This window comes from Pseudomonas syringae group sp. J309-1 (assembly GCF_032582135.1).
GTDB classification, from domain to species: domain Bacteria; phylum Pseudomonadota; class Gammaproteobacteria; order Pseudomonadales; family Pseudomonadaceae; genus Aquipseudomonas; species Aquipseudomonas quasicaspiana.
In genome coordinates this window covers 1-16,426 of record NZ_JAWHNU010000067.1, presented here as the reverse complement: position 1 = coordinate 16,426, position 16,426 = coordinate 1, and the positions used below count along the sequence as shown (strand labels likewise).

Here is a 16,426-nt window from a genome sequence, read left to right as displayed (position 1 = left end):
ACATCCGTCATCGCGGGCAAGCGCGCTCCTGCTGAGCACTTGCCATTACAACGAAGCATCCACCTTTTTAGCCGCTTCTTCACTCACCCAGGCATGCCAGACTTCAGGGTGTTCCTTGAGGAAGATCTTCGCCAGTTTCGGCGATTCGATACGGTCCTTGGTCATGCGGGCCAGGTTCTGGTTGAGCAGATCGATGGGGATGTTGACCTTTTCCATGACCGACACCAACTCAGGCGCCTGCTCGTGGAAGGCTTTGGACAGGCCGACCTTGATCTCGATGGTCTTGTTAACGCCATCCTTCTCTTCCAGGCGCACCATGTCTACTTGACCCATCAAAGGCGTCGGCGACCAGTAGTAAGTCAGGATCGGCTCGCCACGTTTGTAGCTGGACAAAATCGCCGCATCCAGCGCCGGGCCAGTGCCTGGGCGGAAGTTGGTGTACTTGTCTTCCAGGCCGTAGCTTTTCAGCATCTCGCTGTTTTCCAGCTCACAGGTCCAGCCAGCCGGGCAGTTGTAGAAGCGGCCTTTGCCGGGTTCTTCAGCGTCCTTGAACAGCGTCGAGTATTTGGCCAGGTCGCTTATGGATTTCAGGTCCGGAGCCTTCGCTTCCAGCTTGCGCTTGGCGTCGCCTTCGATCACATAGCGCGGCACGTACCAACCTTCGACGGCGCCTTTGACCGGGCTACCGACACCGACTACTTTTCCGGCTTTCTCAGCTTTGTTCCACACTTCGCTGCGGCCGACCCACTCTTCGGCAAACACCTGAATATCGTTGGTGCTCAGGGCGTTTTCCATGGTGATGGAATTGCCCGGCAGGCTGTCGACTTCACAGCCATAACCCTTGTTCAGGACCACCTGCAACACGTCGGTCAGCAACATTGCGCTTTCCCAGTTCAGACCGGCGAACTTCACCGGCTTGCCGGATTCACACCAACCCGCTGCCTGACTCGCGCCAGCGCCGGTGAGCAAACCCAGTGAAATCAACGTGGACAGCAGTGCCTTTTTGGTTTTCATTGCGTGACGCTCCTCGCGAATGGATGTGGCAGTTTCCAGATCAAAAGGCCAGAAGCCTGATTGCAGGACACTTGACGGTCCTTTGGGGTGGTCAGTTCACTAACACTGTGTGGTCGGACACTGAATGCAGAACCTGTGGGAGCGAATTCATTCGCGAAGAGGCCCTACCTGAAAAGGTATCGTCGCCTGACACACCGCTTTCGCGAATGAATTCGCTCCCACAGAAATGCATTCAATTCAATTGCATCGTTGGCACACCCTAGCCTTAATTCCCAACCATCGGCAGGTTCAAGCCCTTCTCATTCGCGCAGTCAATCGCGATCTGATAACCCGCATCCGCATGGCGCATCACGCCGGTCGCCGGGTCGTTGTGCAGGACGCGGGCGATGCGTTCGGCTGCTTCGTCTGTACCGTCGCACACGATCACCATGCCCGAGTGCTGCGAGAAGCCCATACCGACACCGCCGCCGTGGTGCAGCGAAACCCAGGTCGCGCCGCTGGCGGTATTGAGCAGGGCGTTCAGCAGTGGCCAGTCGGACACAGCATCGGAGCCGTCCTGCATGGATTCTGTTTCGCGGTTCGGGCTGGAGACCGAGCCGGAATCCAGGTGGTCACGGCCGATCACAACCGGTGCCGACAACTCGCCGCTGCGGACCATTTCGTTGAACGCCAGACCGAGTTTGGCGCGCTGACCCAGGCCTACCCAGCAGATACGCGCTGGCAGGCCCTGAAAAGCAATGCGCTCGCGGGCCATGTTCAGCCAGTTGTGCAGGTGCGCGTCGTCCGGGATCAGTTCTTTGACCTTGGCGTCGGTTTTGTAGATGTCTTCCGGATCGCCCGACAGCGCGGCCCAGCGGAAAGGCCCTACGCCGCGGCAGAACAACGGACGAATGTAGGCCGGTACAAAACCCGGGAAGTCGAACGCATTGGCTACCCCTTCTTCCTTGGCCATCTGACGGATGTTGTTGCCGTAGTCGAACGTCGGAATCCCCATCTTCTGGAAGGCCAGCATCGCCTCGACGTGTTCAGCCATGGACTGCTTGGCGGCTTTGACCACTGCTGCCGGTTCGGTCAAAGAGCGCGCGCGATACTCGTCCCAGGTCCAGCCCTTTGGCAGGTAACCGTTGAGTGGGTCGTGAGCGCTGGTCTGGTCGGTGACCATGTCCGGGCGTACACCGCGACGAACCATTTCCGGCAGGATTTCTGCGGCGTTGCCGCACAAGGCGATGGAGATTGCTTTGCCTTCAGCGGTGTATTTGGCGATGCGCGCCAGGGCGTCGTCGAGATCAACGGCCTGCTCATCGACGTAACGCGTCTTGAGGCGGAAATCGATGCGGCTTTGCTGGCATTCAATGTTCAGCGAGCTGGCCCCGGCCATACCGGCAGCCAGTGGTTGTGCGCCACCCATGCCGCCCAGGCCTGCAGTCAGGACCCACTTGCCTTTGAGGCTGCCGTTGTAATGCTGGCGACCGGCCTCGACGAAGGTTTCGTAAGTGCCTTGTACGATGCCCTGGCTGCCGATGTAGATCCAGCTGCCTGCAGTCATCTGGCCGTACATGGCCAGACCTTTAGCATCCAGTTCGTTGAAGTGCTCCCAGCTCGCCCAATGCGGCACCAGGTTGGAGTTGGCGATCAACACCCGAGGCGCGTTGCTGTGAGTCTTAAACACGCCGACCGGTTTGCCGGACTGAACCAGCAGTGTTTCGTCATCATTCAGGTTGGTCAGGCTTTCGACGATCTTGTCGTAGCACTCCCAGTTGCGTGCTGCACGGCCGATACCGCCGTAAACCACCAGTTCTTTAGGGTTCTCGGCAACTTCCGGGTCGAGGTTGTTCATCAGCATGCGCAACGGCGCTTCGGTCATCCAGCTCTTGGCGGTCAGCGTGGTACCGCGAGCAGCGCGAACTTCGACGTCACGGTAGCGGGTCCAGTGTTGGGTATTCTCGGTCACGAAAGAAGTCCTCAGCAATCAGTTCAGTGCACTTGGCTTTACTTGTATGTACAAGCATATGCAATTGAAATACCAACTCTCGAAAACCAGCCTGTAGGAGCGCGCTTGCCCGCGATGGCGTCGGGTCAGCCTATACATATGTCGGCTGATCTGACGCTATCGCGGGCAAGCGCTCCTACAGAGAACTTCATTTAATTCAAAAGGTTGGGGGTTTTAAAGCCGCAGTGAGGGGCTGGATGCCTGATCGGTTTTTCAGGGGGCTGGCAGACCGATCACAACTATAACCCCCCCCCCCCAAGCCAATCCATCTGTGCATGTTACTGCGCAGAAGATTTGCTTGATTTTGGGGCGCTCAGTAACGAATTGGTGCGCGGTTTGGGTCAGATCACCTTAACGGCACGCCCGATGAACTGGATCGGCCCGGTTGGTTTGCCAATCGGCGAGCCGGTGGCCTGTTCCAGCGTCAGCTCGAACAGTTGGTTGGGCTGCAACGGCGGCAGTTTATCCAGTGGCACTTGCAGGGTTTGCCCCGGCTTGACCAATCCCAGAGACACGGGACCTTGCCAGTCGTCGCCCTTGGTCCAGAACTCCAGTGCCTTGTCGGCGGGCACTTCGGTAACGCTCAGAGGGATGAGCTGGATGTCTTGTGAATTACTGGTCTGAACCACCCAGCCCGGTGCTTTGTCCTGTGGCGCGACCAGCACCACCAGATAAGACGGCGATGGAGTCGTGCGTGATTGAGTGAGCAAGGTCATGCCCAACACCAGCGACGCCGCAAGGCCGGCACCGGCCAGGCCGCGCCAGATCGACAGGTTGTTCCACCAGCTTTGTACGTCGCGTTTTGAGGTTTTCTGTGGTGCAAGCAGATCATCCAGGCTGCGCTCGATCCTCGCCCACAGATGCGCTGGCGGGCTTTTCGGTTCCACCATGTCCGTCAGTGGCAACAGACGTTCTTCCCACGCATCGACTGCGGCCCTCAAAGCAGGCTCGTTGGGCAGCCGACGCTCTACTTCAATTCGTTGCCGGGTAGACAAAGTGCCCAGCACATATTCGCCCGCCAACTCGTTGAGCGGTTTTTGGGGTTCAGTGCCCGAGCTGTTGCTCATCCGATGCACTCCCGTAATGCATTCAGGCTGCGCTTGATCCAGGCTTTTACAGTGCCCAGCGGCGCGCCGACTTTTTGCGCAATCTCTTGATGTGAATAGCCGTCCACGTACGCGTGGAACACGCAATTGCGACGTACCGGTTCAAGCTGCTCCAGACAGAACTCGATCCGCCCCGGATTCACCCGCCAGTCAAAACTGTCCACCGTTTCGTTCCAGCCTTCCAGCGTTGCCTGGGCTTCACCGTGCTCGTCTTCATCTTCGCTCTGCACCTCACGGGCATTGTTACGAATGGCGTTCAAGGCCAGATGCCGGGTGATGCTGAATATCCAGCCACGGGCCGACCCCTTGGTTTTGTCGAAGCTTGCCGCTCCGGTCCAGACCTTGATGAAGGCGTCGTGCACGATGTCCTGAGCCAGCGCGCTGTCGCGTACCAAACGTTGCGCAACACCGAGCAATCGAGGGCTTTCCTGAGCATACAGCCGCTCAAGCGCCTGCCGGTCGCCACGGGCGCAGGCATCCAGTGCTGCTTCGTAATCAAACAGGGATTCGTGGGAGGACAATTCAATACGCCGTTTACAGAGAACTTCCACTCCGATTTGAATCGGAGCACCCGCGCAGGAGCATAGACCAGTTCCTGCGCAGGCTCGCGCTAATTACTTGGCAGACCAGAAGATATAGTCGGCCTGGTATTTAACGATTTCCTTCGCGCCCTTGTTGCTCTCTGCGCACGCTTTGGCTGGCGCTACGCCGCCTTTGAGCGCGGTACGCTGAATGTAAGCAACGCCGGTCATTGCGCCTTTGCCTTCAGCCGGGTTGGCTTTGACCAACTGGTACGGCAGGTTGCCAGCGCTGGATGGTGCCACGGCGAGCTGAGTACCGGTCACTTTCGAACCGTCTTTGGCTTCCCAGGTGGCTGGCGGGCCATAGTAAGTGCCGACTTGCTTGCCGCTGCGATCATTGAGCACGGCTTTGGGACCCACGAATGCCCATTCCATGCCTTCGGCAGCATTGGCTTTGGCGCGGCACTCGTAAGTGATCTCGCCTACACCGGTGGTTTCCATGCTGACTTTGAAGCCATCTGGAACCCGCACGGTTTCCGGCAGGTTGCTTTGAGCGAAGGCAGAGGGCGCCATGCAAGTGAAAGCCAGTGCAGCACCAGTCAGGCAGAGCAAGCGTTTTGCGTTCATGCAGACATCTCCAGTTTTGGGTTTTCGCTTAACAGCCAAACCGGCTGCTTATCTGTACTACCCGCGAGAAACCCATCTGGATGCAGCGATTTGAAAATAAATTTTCAGCCCTTGCTGATTCGGCTGCGCAGCAGGATCACACCCGCAATCGCCGCGAGTCCTGAACCCATTAATACGCCGACTTTCACTTCGTCGATCAGGTGCGCAGAGCCGGGGAACGCGAGGTTGCCAATAAACAAACTCATGGTGAAACCGATGCCGCAGAGGATCGCTACGCCATACAACTGCACCCAGTTGCTGCCTTCTGGCAACGAGGCCAGACCGGAGCGGATGGCCAGAACGGCGGCAAGGAACACACCAATCTGCTTGCCGACGAACAAGCCTAGCGCAACGCCAAGTGGCACGGGATCGATCAGGTTCTGCAGGGAAATCCCCGATAACGACACCCCGGCATTGGCAAAGCCGAATATAGGCACGATGGCGAACGCTACCCAGTAATGCAGCTTCTCTTCGAGGAACAGCAGCGGCGAGCGAGACTCTTCTTCAGGCTTGCCCAAAGGAATGCACAGCGCCAGAGCGACACCGGCCAAGGTCGCGTGAACGCCCGATTGCAGAACGAAGAACCACAGAGCCGCACCCAGCAGCAAGTACGGCGACAGGCGACGCACGCCCAGGCGATTCATTACGATCAGGACGGCGAGTGTGGCAAAAGAGGCGAGCAGCATCGGCATGTTCAGGCCGCTGCTGTAGAAGAAAGCGATGATGGTGACGGCGCCCAGATCGTCGAGAATCGCCAGCGCCGCGAGGAAGACTTTCAGGGAAGTCGGTACGCGTTTACCCAGCAGTGACAGCACACCCAGCGCGAATGCAATATCGGTAGCGGCAGGGATCGCCCAGCCGCTCATGGTTTCCTGATTGCCCCAGTTGACTGCGATGTAGATCAGCGCTGGCACCAGCATGCCGCCGGCTGCTGCAAAGCCGGGCAGGGCGCGTTGACCCCAGGTGGCCAGCCCGCCCGCGAGTACTTCACGTTTGATTTCCAGGCCGACCATCAGGAAGAAGATCGCCATCAGCCCGTCGTTGATCCACAACTCAACGGAAAGCCCCAGCCAGACGCTGTGCAGTGCCGCGAAATAGCCAGCGGAAAGGCCGGAGTTGGCGACGATCAGTGCAGCGAGTGCCGCGCCCATCAACACAATGCCGCCAGCCGATTCCGAGGCCAGAAAGCTGGCGAGAATGGCGATGGCTCTTGGGGTTTCTTTTTTGTTGTTATCGGCAGTCATTGGCGGTGGGGGCGTCCTTGGGGAAACGTTGTAAATGGCCTGGAACAAGCTTCTGTGGGAGCGAATTCATTCGCGAAAGCTAGTTTGCAGTCGGCCGAAATCTTTCGGTGAAGCGCTGGCCTCTTCGCGAATGAATTCGCTCCCACAGGTGAGTGGTCTGTCAGTAAGTTTTCACGTGTTCTGGATTTTGGTCAGCTCAATCAAACAGCAGCGGCTCGCACGGGGGGCGTACAGCACAACCTCCAGCAACGCGCCGGATTCATTATCCAGCTGCAGACAATCGTGTTTTTCCAGCAACTGCGGTGGATGCTCGGCCAGGTTCGCGGCCATCTGCTCTGCGGCGCTGAACAGCAACAGCGTAGACGCCGAACTGAACAGGCGTTGCGGTTTGAGCACATCGACCCACTGCAAACTGACCCGATAACGGTTCGGCGAGTAGATCAGGTTGAAATCGCGAATCGCACCCTCAAGCAATGTGCAACTGACCTGGCTGTCGCCGCTGAACGCGAAGGGATCGCCGGGCAGCAGTGGCTCGGTCGTTTTGCCGTCGATATCCAGCGTCATGCCCGCGCCTTGCAGCACCGTGATGATGCGTTGATAGCCAGGAAACAGGGAAAAGCCCCCGGACTGCTGGATATCGGCAATCGACAGACGCCAGCCGAAACCTTCCAGCCCTTCGCCCGCATCCCGGGTCACTTCTTCAGTGCTGCCGCCGCCGTTTTTCCAGGGCATGAGCGGGTAGTCAGCGGCGCGCAAAACAGTCAGTTGGCTCATTTGCTGAAACGTCCTTCCAGGCGATGACGGGAACCGGGGTGGATCAGGCGCGCGGCGGTCACTGGCTGGCGGCCGGACCACGTGCGGCGGCGGATCAAGAGGCAAGGTTCACCCGGGCTGATCTGCAACAGCTCGCACTCATCAGGCTCGGCCAGAATGGCCTCAACCACATGCTCGCCTTCGGTCAATGGCGCGACTTGCGAAAGATAAGCGTAGGGGGTTTGTTGAGTGAAATCCTGGCTCAAGTAGTCCGGTGCGACCAACGCGTTGACATAGCGATCTTCGATTTGCACCGGCAGATCGTTTTCCAGATGCACGATCAACGAATGGAACACCCGCTGACCTTCGCGCATATCCAGCGCCAGAGCTCGTTCGGAGCCAGCAGCTTCTTCTTTCAGGAGGATGACCTTGCAGGTGTGACGATGACCCCGCGCCGCGATTTCATCCGCGATGTTGTGGACTTCAAACAGTGCCGACTGACTCTTGGGCTCCGCGACGAAAGTACCAACGCCTTGCATACGCACCAACAGGCCTTCGGCGGTCATTTCACGCAGGGCACGGTTGATGGTCATGCGGCTGAAGCCCAGTTGGGTCACCAACTCGCTTTCCGACGGCACCCGGTGATGCGGCGGCCAGTTTCCGCACTGGATCTGCTGGGCGATCATCTGCTTGACGCGGGCGTACAGCGGGGCCGGACTGTCGCCCATTTGGGCAGCCAATGGAGAAGTGGCAGGCGGAGTCGGCACTGAGGGCAATCCTTTTCGAAGGTAATTCAGGTGCAGGTCGGCGCTGATCTTGCAGCGCCTGGACATTAATAACGTGTGTTTACGCTAACCATTAACCTGTTCGGCGACAAGCTTGCCGGAGTTTACCGAGCGTGCAAACGTCTGTATATGTATATACAAATCACTTTTCGAGGGATGCAAAGCCATGTCCGCCTTCTTTGCCGAGCGTGCATTGTTGCCTGATGGCTGGGCCAATAATGTTCGCATTGAGGTCAGCGCCGCTGGCGTGATCACTCATATCGCCACGGAGGCTGATGCTTCGGGTGCGGAGTCGCTCAAAGGGCCGCTACTGCCAGGCATGCCGAATCTGCATTCCCACGCATTCCAGCGGGCGATGGCCGGGCTGGCGGAAGTCGCAGGCAACCCCAATGACAGCTTCTGGACCTGGCGGGATTTGATGTACCGCCTGGTTGGAAAGATTAGCCCACAGCAATTGGGTGTCATTGCCCGTCAGTTGTACATCGAAATGCTCAAGGGCGGCTTTACCTCGGTTGCCGAATTTCATTACGTGCATCAAGACACCTCCGGCAAGCCTTACGCAGACCCGGCGGAACTGGCGCTGCAAATCAGTCAGGCGGCGAGTTCTGCTGGAATCGGACTGACGCTGTTGCCAGTGCTCTACAGTCACTCCGGTTTTGGCGGGCAAGCGCCGAACGAAGGTCAGCGACGGTTTATCCACAGCACCGACAGCTACCTTGATTTGCAGGCTCGTTTGCAACCTGTAATGCGTGAGCAGTCAGCGCAGCAATTGGGCCTCTGTTTTCACTCGCTGCGTGCGGTAACGCCTGAGCAGATCAGCACTGTGCTGGCCGCTAGCGATCAACAATGTCCGGTGCACATTCACATCGCGGAGCAGCAAAAGGAAGTCGACGACTGCATGAGCTGGAGCGGTCGTCGGCCCGTGCAATGGCTGTACGAAAACGCTCCAGTGGATGAGCGCTGGTGTCTGGTGCACGCCACTCATGTGCAGCCTGATGAAGTGGCGCTCATGGCGCAAAGCGGGGCGGTCGCGGGGTTGTGCCTGACCACCGAGGCGAATCTGGGCGACGGGATTTTTCCGGCGGTGGACTACATCGCTCAAGGCGGGCGCTGGGGAATCGGTTCAGACAGCCATGTCTCGTTGAGCGTCGTCGAAGAGTTGCGCTGGCTGGAGTACGGTCAGCGGCTGCGGGATCAACGTCGCAATCGCTTGTATCGCAGCGATCAGCCGATGGTTGGCAGAACGTTGTTTGATGCAGCGCTGGTCGGTGGCGCTCAGGCGTTAGGTCAGCCGATTGGTCGACTGGAAGTGGGGCTGCGGGCGGACTGGTTGGTGCTGGACGGTAATGATCCGTACATCGCTACGGCGTCCGGCGACGGGATTCTTAACCGTTGGTTATTCGCAGGCAGCGACCGGCAGATTCGCGACGTGATGGTCAACGGCAAGTGGGTGGTACGCGAAGGGCATCATGCTGGGGAAGAGCAGAGCAATCGGGAGTTTGCGCAGGTGCTGCGGGAGTTGTTGGGGTAAGTATTCTTAACTTCTACCTAACAAAACGCATTCCTCTGAATTGAAATGCGTTCCCACAGGATTTGCGCCGACCTGAGGTTCACGCTAACCCTGTGGGACCGAATTTATTCGGGAAGACGGCATTCCTGACGACAAAGATGCTGCGAATGGACCGGCCCCTTCGCGAATAAATTCGCTCCCACAGGGGCTTGTGTTTGCTGCGCGACAGCGCCGGTCTCACAGGTTCTGTGTATTACTTCCCGATCTTCGAATCCTCAACCCGCCAAACCAGCTTGGTGGTGTCGTACCCCTGCTGTTGCGCCTGGCTGAGCAGATGCGCTTTTACGTCCTTCGATATCGTTGGCGTGCGCGACAGCAGCCACAGGTATTTGCGGTCCGGGTTGCCCACGACAGCGGTCTTGTAACCGTCACCGATGTAAAGCACCCAGTAGTCGCCTTTGGCTACGCCGGGCAGCAAGCGGGAAAACCAGTTATCAAACTCCACCCACAATTTGTCGGTTTTGCCCGGCACTTGCGGTGTCGCCGTGCCTGTTGCTTCCTGCCACTCGCCTTCGATCGTCCGGCAGCGGTTGGTCACGCCAACGTTGCCATCTTCCTTGAGGGCGTAGTGCGCTTCGGATTGTGCGCACTTGCGCTGGAAGAACATCGGCAAGCGGGCAATTTCGTACCAGGTGCCCTGATATTGCTTGAGGTCGACATTGCCAACCGTTTTAGGCTCGAGGTTTTCAGCAGAGTGCGCGAAACCGATTGCGAGAAAGCTGGCCATTAGCACCAGACTAAAACGCACAAGTAATTTGATCATCTGTTATTTCAAGCCCTGACCCGAGAAAAGCACAACCTTGTCGGCGGCATACTGCACGCTGATGAAACTGGTCTGATCGCCCCACGTGCAACTGGACATACCCAGCGCGCCGGAGCATTCAGTCGGGCTGCCCAGCAGTTGTTCAACTTCCGCCTTGGGCATGCCTGCAGACAGTTTCGAGTAATTTTCCTGATTAACCTTGCTACATGCGGCCAGCAGCACGCAAAACGACAACAACGCTAGAGAGCGCAGAGACATGGATGAAGCTCCTGAACGGAAAGGGTAACGCCGCAGCAAACGGTCGATGGGCAGGTTGCTGGCGTAATACCGAAAGCTTAGAAGAGAAAAGCGGGATCTGGTTCCGTTGAGGCATAAATCCATTTCATCGAAGGGACCGGATATTGTTGGAGCGAGGCTTGCCCGCGAAGAAAGATAACGCGGTATATCCGTACTAGTGTGGCCAGGGGTTCGCGGGCAAGCCTCGCTCCAACAAATATGCTTAAAACCTTGAGCCCGGCTCTTTCAGAATTCGATTTCTTCAGGCGTTGACGCAATGCCGAGAATTTCGTTGCGGTGCGGGAAGCACCCCAAGCGGATGATGATTGCCCTTGGCTTTTGCCACTTCGGAGGGTAATCCGGCAGAACCGAACCACCATTCCAGCAGCGGGAGCCAAGGGGCAGTCATATGGGTCAGGCCTTGTGGTACGAGGTCGCGCGCTCAACTTCTTCTTTCGAGCCCAAGAACACCGCAACACGCTGGTGCAGGCCATCCGGCTGGATATCGAGGATGCGCTGATGACCGTCAGTGGACGCGCCGCCAGCCTGTTCCACCAGGAACGACATCGGGTTGGCTTCGTACATCAAACGCAATTTGCCCGGCTTGGAAGGCTCGCGGCTGTCACGTGGGTACATGAACAGGCCACCACGGGTCAGGATGCGGTGTACGTCGCCAACCATCGCGGCAACCCAGCGCATGTTGTAGTTCTTTTTCAGCGGACCGTCTTCGCCTGCCAGCAGTTCGTCAACGTAGCGTTTTACCGGAGCTTCCCAGTGACGCTGGTTGGACATGTTGATCGCGAATTCCTGAGTAGAGGTCGGAATCTTGATGTCTTCGTGGGTCAGTACGAAACTGCCCATTTCGCGGTCCAGAGTGAAGCCTTTGACGCCGTCGCCCAAGGTCAGCACCAACATGGTCTGTGGGCCGTAGATGGCATAACCGGCGGCGACTTGCTGAGTACCTGGTTGCAGGAAAGCCTTCTCGTTCAGAGGCTCGTTCTGGCTCAGGTATTCGTTCGGGCAACGCAGTACGGAGAAGATGGTTCCGACCGGAGCGTTGATGTCGATGTTCGAAGAGCCGTCCAGTGGGTCGAAAACCAACAGGTAGGCGCCTTTCGGGTATTTGCCCGGGATCTGGTAAGCGTTGTCCATTTCTTCGGACGCCATGCCCGCCAGGTGACCGCCCCATTCGTTGGCTTCGAGCAGGATTTCGTTGGAGATCACGTCGAGCTTCTTCTGCACTTCGCCCTGAACGTTTTCAGTGCCCATGCTGCCGAGCACGCCGCCCAGTGCGCCTTTGGAAACGGCGTGGCTGATTTCCTTGCACGCTCGCGCCACCACTTCGATCAGGAAGCGCAGATCGGCAGGAGTGTTGTTGCTGCGGGTCTGCTCAATCAAATAGCGACTCAGGGTAACGCGGGACATGGATAGCTCCGAGAATAGGGGGGGAATAAAAAACCCGCGCAGTTTAGCGCGAGTCGAGACGTAATACTGCCCATAAGACTGGGTTAACACCCATTGAGTTCACGGGTGGGCGGAGCTTAGGCGGAAAATGCTGAAACGGTGGCTGAAACGAGGTGGTCGAAGGGTGAAGCGCGATCCCCTGTGGGAGCCGGGCTTGCCCGCGATAAGAACGACGCGATCTAAAGTGAACCGCGTCCAGCCCTGTCGCGGGCTAGCCCGGCTCCCACATTGGCCGTATTGCCAAAGTGGGAGCAGTTTGCGCTTACTCCATCAATCCAGCGCCTTCCAGATATCCCCCGCGTATTCCCGGATTGTCCGGTCCGACGAGAACCAACCCATGCGCGCCGTGTTGAGTACCGCAGAGCGCCACCACTCTTTCGAGTCGTGCCAGTGGGCTTCGACCCGGGACTGGGCTTCCCAGTAGGAATCAAAGTCGGCACAGACCAGAAAGCGGTCATAGGCCAGCAGTTGATCAATCAGGCCTGCGTAGCGGTTAGGATCATCCGGCGAAAACACCCCGCCCCGAATGGCTTGCAGGACGTCGTTGAGTCGACCCGATGCCGCCGCTGCCGCGTAAGCGCTGAAGTCGCCTACTTGCTTGTGGGCTTCTACTTCCCGAGAGGTCATGCCGAAGATGAACATATGCTCCAGACCTACCTGTTCGCTCATCTCCACGTTGGCACCGTCCAGTGTGCCGATGGTCAGCGCACCGTTGAGGCCGAATTTCATGTTGCTGGTGCCCGACGCTTCCAGACCTGCAGTAGAAATCTGCTCCGACAAGTCGGCTGCCGGGATGATGCTTTCGGCCAGGCTGACGTTGTAGTTGGGCATGAACACGACCTTGAGCAAACCGCGGACGGTAGGGTCGCTGTTGACGGTACGAGCGATGTCGTTGGTCAGCTTGATGATCAGCTTGGCCGAGTGGTAACTCGCTGCCGCCTTGCCCGCGAAGATCTTCACGCGTGGCACCCAATCGGTGCCCGGCTGAGCACGGATGGCTTGATACAAGGCAACGGTGTGAAACAGGTTCAACAACTGACGCTTGTATTCGTGAATCCGTTTGACTTGCACATCGAACATCGCAGCCGGATTGACCACGATCCCCAGGCGGTCTTTGATGATCGCCGCCAGTGCACGCTTGCTGTGCAGGCGCTGATCAGCGAATTGCTTGCGGAACGAGCTCTTGTCGGCGAACGGCTCCAGTTCGATCAAGCGTGTTTCAGCGTTATCCAGCACGTCTTCGCCCAGCGACTCGGTGAGCATCTGGGTAAGCTTGGGGTTGGCCTGGAACAGCCAGCGGCGGAAGGTGATGCCGTTGGTTTTGTTGTTGATCCGCTCTGGATACAGTTTGTGCAGTTCGGCAAAAACCGTCTTGCGCATCAGTTGGGTATGCAGCGCGGAGACGCCGTTAATACTGTGAGAGCCAAGGAAAGCCAGGTTGCCCATGCGCACCCGACGACCGTTTTCTTCTTCGATCAGCGATACCGCACGCAGCACGTCAAAGTCGTGAATGCCTTTGGCGCGCAAGGTGTCGATGTGCTGAGCGTTGATGATGTAAATGATCTGCATGTGGCGCGGCAGCATCCGCTCCATCAGACCGACCGACCAGGTTTCCAGTGCTTCTGGCAGCAAGGTGTGGTTGGTGTAGGCGAGGGTGCCCACGGTAATCTTCCAGGCCGCGTCCCACGCGATGCCATGGTTGTCGATCAACTGACGCATCAGCTCGGCCACGGCAATGGACGGGTGCGTGTCGTTCATCTGGATAGCCGCGTGTTCCGGCAGATCCATCAACGTGGCATGCATGTTCAGATGGCGGCGCAGCAAATCCTGCAGTGATGCGGAGACGAAGAAGTATTCCTGGCGCAGACGTAATTCCTGGCCCGCCTCGGTGGCATCGTTCGGGTAAAGCACGCGAGAGATACTTTCGGCGCGCACCACCTCGGCCACTGCACCAAAGTGGTCACCGGCGTTGAAGCGCTCCAGGTGCAAATCGCCTACTGCGCGGGCGCGCCACAGACGCAGGGTGTTCACACTTTTGCCGCGCCATCCCACTACCGGGGTATCGTACGCAATGGCCCGAACGGTTTCCGACGGACGCCAGACCTGACGCTGTTCGCCGTCTTCATTGGTCAGCGTGTCGACACTGCCGCCGAAGCCGATGGGGTACACCACTTCCGGGCGTTCGAATTCCCATGGGTTACCGAAATCCAGCCAGTTCTCGGTCTGTTCCTGCTGCCAGCCGTCGACGATGGCCTGGCGGAAAAGGCCGTGCTCATAACGAATCCCGTAACCGTGACCCGCGATGCCCAGCGTCGACATGCTTTCCATGAAACAGGCAGCCAGACGACCCAAGCCGCCGTTACCCAGCGCTGCGTCGGGCTCAAGCAACTTGATGCGCTCGATGTCCACACCCAGTTCGGTCATCGCCTCACGGGCGACCTCCAGCAGGCCGAGGTTGCTCAGGCTGTCGTACAGCAGACGCCCGATAAGAAATTCCAGTGAAAGGTAATAAACCCGCTTCTGAACCTGGCGATAAATCTTCCGGGTGTGGTCCATCCAGTGCTCAACCATGTGGTCACGAGCAGCGAGTGCAACAGCTTCGAACCAGTCATGCTCAAACGCATGGTCAGGGTCCTTGCCCACCGAATAGGTGAGTTTGGCGAGAACAGCGGCGCGGAAAGCAGCCACTTCAGCGTCACGAACGAGTGGTTCCTGAGACATCGATACGACCTCAAGTAGTCAGACGAATAAAGGATGAGATTTCTTTGACTGTAGGGCGAGTCTGCAAAACTTTCCTGAAATTTCCTAAATTACTCAGGGCATGACCCACGTTACGACAGAAACATGTCGCTCTGGTTCGCCGGTTCAGGCAATTGGCAAACCGCTTGCATTGATCGTTCCACTCTCGGCAAGAGCTGCGAGTGACAGCATGAACATTCCTCGTTTCGGGTTTATGATGCCTCAAGGCAAAAAAATAGAAGAACCCGAATCGCACTCACGGAGCACCTATGCAGACCTTGTATCCGCAGATCAAACCTTACGCCCGGCATGATCTGGCTGTAGAGGCACCGCACGTTTTGTATGTCGATGAAAGCGGGTCACCGGAAGGTCTGCCGGTGGTGTTTATCCATGGCGGTCCAGGCGCGGGTTGCGATGCGCAAAGCCGTCGCTATTTCGATCCCAATCTTTATCGCATCATCACTTTCGATCAGCGTGGCTGTGGTCGCTCGACGCCTCATGCAAGCCTGGAAAACAACACGACCTGGGATCTGGTAGCCGATCTTGAGCGGATTCGCGAGCACTTGGGTATCGATAAGTGGGTGCTGTTTGGCGGGTCCTGGGGTTCGACTTTGTCCCTGGCGTATGCCCAGACTCACCCGGACCGCGTTCATGCTCTGATCTTGCGCGGTATTTTTCTGGCGCGCCCCCAAGAAATCGAGTGGTTCTATCAGGCCGGTGCCAGCCGCATGTTTCCGGATTACTGGCAGGATTACGTGGCGCCGATCCCGCTGGACGAGCGCGATGATCTGTTGACCGCGTTCCACAAGCGCCTGACCGGCACCGACCAGATCGCTCAGATGCACGCTGCGAAAGCCTGGTCCACATGGGAAGGCCGCGCCGCGACGCTGCGCCCGAACCCGCAAGTGGTTGATCGCTTCTCCGAGCCTCAGCGCGCATTGTCGATTGCCCGCATCGAGTGCCATTACTTCACCAATAATTCTTTCCTCGAAGAAAACCAGCTAATACGCGACATGCCGAAAATCGCCCATTTGCCGGGCATCATCGTGCACGGTCGTTATGACGTCATCTGCCCGCTGGATAATGCCTGGGAATTGCACCAGGCCTGGCCGAACAGCGAGCTGCAGGTGATTCGTGACGCTGGGCATGCTGCCTCGGAGCCAGGTATCACTGATGCTTTGGTCCGCGCCGCTGCACAGGTCGCCGCCCGATTGCTGGATTTGCCGCCTGAAGAGGCTTGATTGGGACGTTACGCCTGTTTGAATTGGAACGGGATTCACGGTAGGAGCGAATTTATTCGCGAAGGGGCCGGTACATCCGATAGAAACTCATCGTTTGGTACATCGCATTCGCGAATGAATTCGCTCCCACAGGTATCCGTTTGATGCGCGATTGAATCACTAGGAATGGGCATGAAAGCCTTGCTACAACGCGCGGCTGCCCCAGGTCGCCGCCCGGTTGCTGGATTTGCCGCCTGAAGAGGCTTGATTTGGACGCTACGCCTGTTTGAATTGGAACGGGATTCACGGTAGGAG

At 57.9% G+C, this 16,426-nt stretch carries 15 protein-coding genes; 2 read left to right on the top strand and 13 right to left on the bottom strand.

Going from position 1 to position 16,426, the window contains the following annotated elements:
- Positions 1-45 precede the first annotated feature (45 nt).
- The 8 genes from RX972_RS25475 to hutC form a co-directional block, all read right to left on the bottom strand.
- Positions 46-1,014, bottom strand: a complete 969-nt coding sequence (locus tag RX972_RS25475; protein ID WP_231677859.1) for an ABC transporter substrate-binding protein — start codon at positions 1,012-1,014, stop codon at positions 46-48.
- A gap of 265 nt (positions 1,015-1,279) precedes the next feature.
- Positions 1,280-2,965: a urocanate hydratase gene (gene hutU, locus RX972_RS25470; protein WP_231677858.1), complete on the bottom strand. Its 1,686-nt coding sequence runs from the start codon at positions 2,963-2,965 to the stop codon at positions 1,280-1,282.
- Between the two features lie 380 nt (positions 2,966-3,345).
- Positions 3,346-4,071 (bottom strand): anti-sigma factor domain-containing protein, encoded by a 726-nt coding sequence (locus RX972_RS25465; protein ID WP_316879594.1) that lies wholly within the window; start codon positions 4,069-4,071, stop codon positions 3,346-3,348.
- Positions 4,068-4,631 (bottom strand): sigma-70 family RNA polymerase sigma factor, encoded by a 564-nt coding sequence (locus tag RX972_RS25460; protein ID WP_027898143.1) that lies wholly within the window; start codon positions 4,629-4,631, stop codon positions 4,068-4,070. Before RX972_RS25460 ends, RX972_RS25465 begins: the two co-directional genes overlap by 4 nt.
- A 93-nt stretch (positions 4,632-4,724) precedes the next feature.
- Positions 4,725-5,258 (bottom strand): DUF3455 domain-containing protein, encoded by a 534-nt coding sequence (locus tag RX972_RS25455; protein WP_316879591.1) that lies wholly within the window; start codon positions 5,256-5,258, stop codon positions 4,725-4,727.
- A gap of 104 nt (positions 5,259-5,362) precedes the next feature.
- Entirely contained in the window at positions 5,363-6,541 is a 1,179-nt protein-coding gene (nhaA, locus tag RX972_RS25450; RefSeq protein ID WP_316879589.1) for a Na+/H+ antiporter NhaA, read from the bottom strand.
- Positions 6,542-6,712: 171 nt separating this feature from the next.
- A complete protein-coding gene (locus tag RX972_RS25445) occupies positions 6,713-7,315 on the bottom strand; it encodes a HutD family protein (protein ID WP_316879587.1) in 603 nt (200 codons plus the stop codon).
- Positions 7,312-8,022: a histidine utilization repressor gene (gene hutC / locus RX972_RS25440; RefSeq protein ID WP_176560573.1), complete on the bottom strand. Its 711-nt coding sequence runs from the start codon at positions 8,020-8,022 to the stop codon at positions 7,312-7,314. The genes RX972_RS25445 and hutC overlap by 4 nt, the downstream gene beginning before the upstream one ends.
- Positions 8,023-8,245: 223 nt before the next feature.
- Here hutC and RX972_RS25435 point away from each other — a divergent pair, with 223 nt between their 5' ends.
- Complete coding sequence (locus RX972_RS25435) at positions 8,246-9,610, top strand: formimidoylglutamate deiminase (protein WP_316879585.1); 1,365 nt, start codon at positions 8,246-8,248, stop codon at positions 9,608-9,610.
- Positions 9,611-9,842: 232 nt separating this feature from the next.
- On the opposite strand, the gene RX972_RS25430 is transcribed toward RX972_RS25435, so the two are convergent.
- The 5 genes from RX972_RS25430 to RX972_RS25410 all read right to left on the bottom strand — a co-directional run bounded on the left by RX972_RS25430 (position 9,843) and on the right by RX972_RS25410 (position 14,873).
- On the bottom strand, positions 9,843-10,412 hold the full coding sequence (locus RX972_RS25430; protein WP_316879584.1) for a lipocalin family protein: 570 nt from the start codon (positions 10,410-10,412) through the stop codon (positions 9,843-9,845).
- Positions 10,413-10,415: 3 nt separating this feature from the next.
- On the bottom strand, positions 10,416-10,670 hold the full coding sequence (bamE, locus tag RX972_RS25425; RefSeq protein ID WP_099267946.1) for an outer membrane protein assembly factor BamE: 255 nt from the start codon (positions 10,668-10,670) through the stop codon (positions 10,416-10,418).
- A gap of 264 nt (positions 10,671-10,934) precedes the next feature.
- Positions 10,935-11,003, bottom strand: a complete 69-nt coding sequence (locus RX972_RS25420) for a DUF924 family protein (RefSeq protein WP_231666893.1) — start codon at positions 11,001-11,003, stop codon at positions 10,935-10,937.
- 99 nt (positions 11,004-11,102) lie between these two features.
- Entirely contained in the window at positions 11,103-12,113 is a 1,011-nt protein-coding gene (locus RX972_RS25415; protein ID WP_316879582.1) for a class 1 fructose-bisphosphatase, read from the bottom strand.
- 309 nt (positions 12,114-12,422) lie between these two features.
- On the bottom strand, positions 12,423-14,873 hold the full coding sequence (locus tag RX972_RS25410; RefSeq protein WP_316879580.1) for a glycogen/starch/alpha-glucan phosphorylase: 2,451 nt from the start codon (positions 14,871-14,873) through the stop codon (positions 12,423-12,425).
- 287 nt (positions 14,874-15,160) lie between these two features.
- Between RX972_RS25410 and pip the strand changes: the two genes are divergently transcribed.
- The gene (gene pip, locus RX972_RS25405) at positions 15,161-16,132 is read left to right on the top strand and encodes a prolyl aminopeptidase (RefSeq protein WP_027901827.1); all 972 of its coding nucleotides are present in this window, start codon (positions 15,161-15,163) and stop codon (positions 16,130-16,132) included.
- The last annotated feature ends 294 nt before the right edge of the window (positions 16,133-16,426 follow it).

Coding starts and splice junctions, on each gene's coding strand:
- nhaA (WP_316879589.1), bottom strand. CDS start 6,541: ATGACTGCCGATAACAACAAAAAAGAAACCCCAAGAGCCATCGCCATT.
- RX972_RS25465 (WP_316879594.1), bottom strand. CDS start 4,071: ATGAGCAACAGCTCGGGCACTGAACCCCAAAAACCGCTCAACGAGTTG.
- RX972_RS25415 (WP_316879582.1), bottom strand. CDS start 12,113: ATGTCCCGCGTTACCCTGAGTCGCTATTTGATTGAGCAGACCCGCAGC.
- pip (WP_027901827.1), top strand. CDS start 15,161: ATGCAGACCTTGTATCCGCAGATCAAACCTTACGCCCGGCATGATCTG.
- RX972_RS25475 (WP_231677859.1), bottom strand. CDS start 1,014: ATGAAAACCAAAAAGGCACTGCTGTCCACGTTGATTTCACTGGGTTTG.
- RX972_RS25435 (WP_316879585.1), top strand. CDS start 8,246: ATGTCCGCCTTCTTTGCCGAGCGTGCATTGTTGCCTGATGGCTGGGCC.
- RX972_RS25455 (WP_316879591.1), bottom strand. CDS start 5,258: ATGAACGCAAAACGCTTGCTCTGCCTGACTGGTGCTGCACTGGCTTTC.
- RX972_RS25410 (WP_316879580.1), bottom strand. CDS start 14,873: ATGTCTCAGGAACCACTCGTTCGTGACGCTGAAGTGGCTGCTTTCCGC.
- RX972_RS25445 (WP_316879587.1), bottom strand. CDS start 7,315: ATGAGCCAACTGACTGTTTTGCGCGCCGCTGACTACCCGCTCATGCCC.
- hutC (WP_176560573.1), bottom strand. CDS start 8,022: ATGGGCGACAGTCCGGCCCCGCTGTACGCCCGCGTCAAGCAGATGATC.
- RX972_RS25430 (WP_316879584.1), bottom strand. CDS start 10,412: ATGATCAAATTACTTGTGCGTTTTAGTCTGGTGCTAATGGCCAGCTTT.
- bamE (WP_099267946.1), bottom strand. CDS start 10,670: ATGTCTCTGCGCTCTCTAGCGTTGTTGTCGTTTTGCGTGCTGCTGGCC.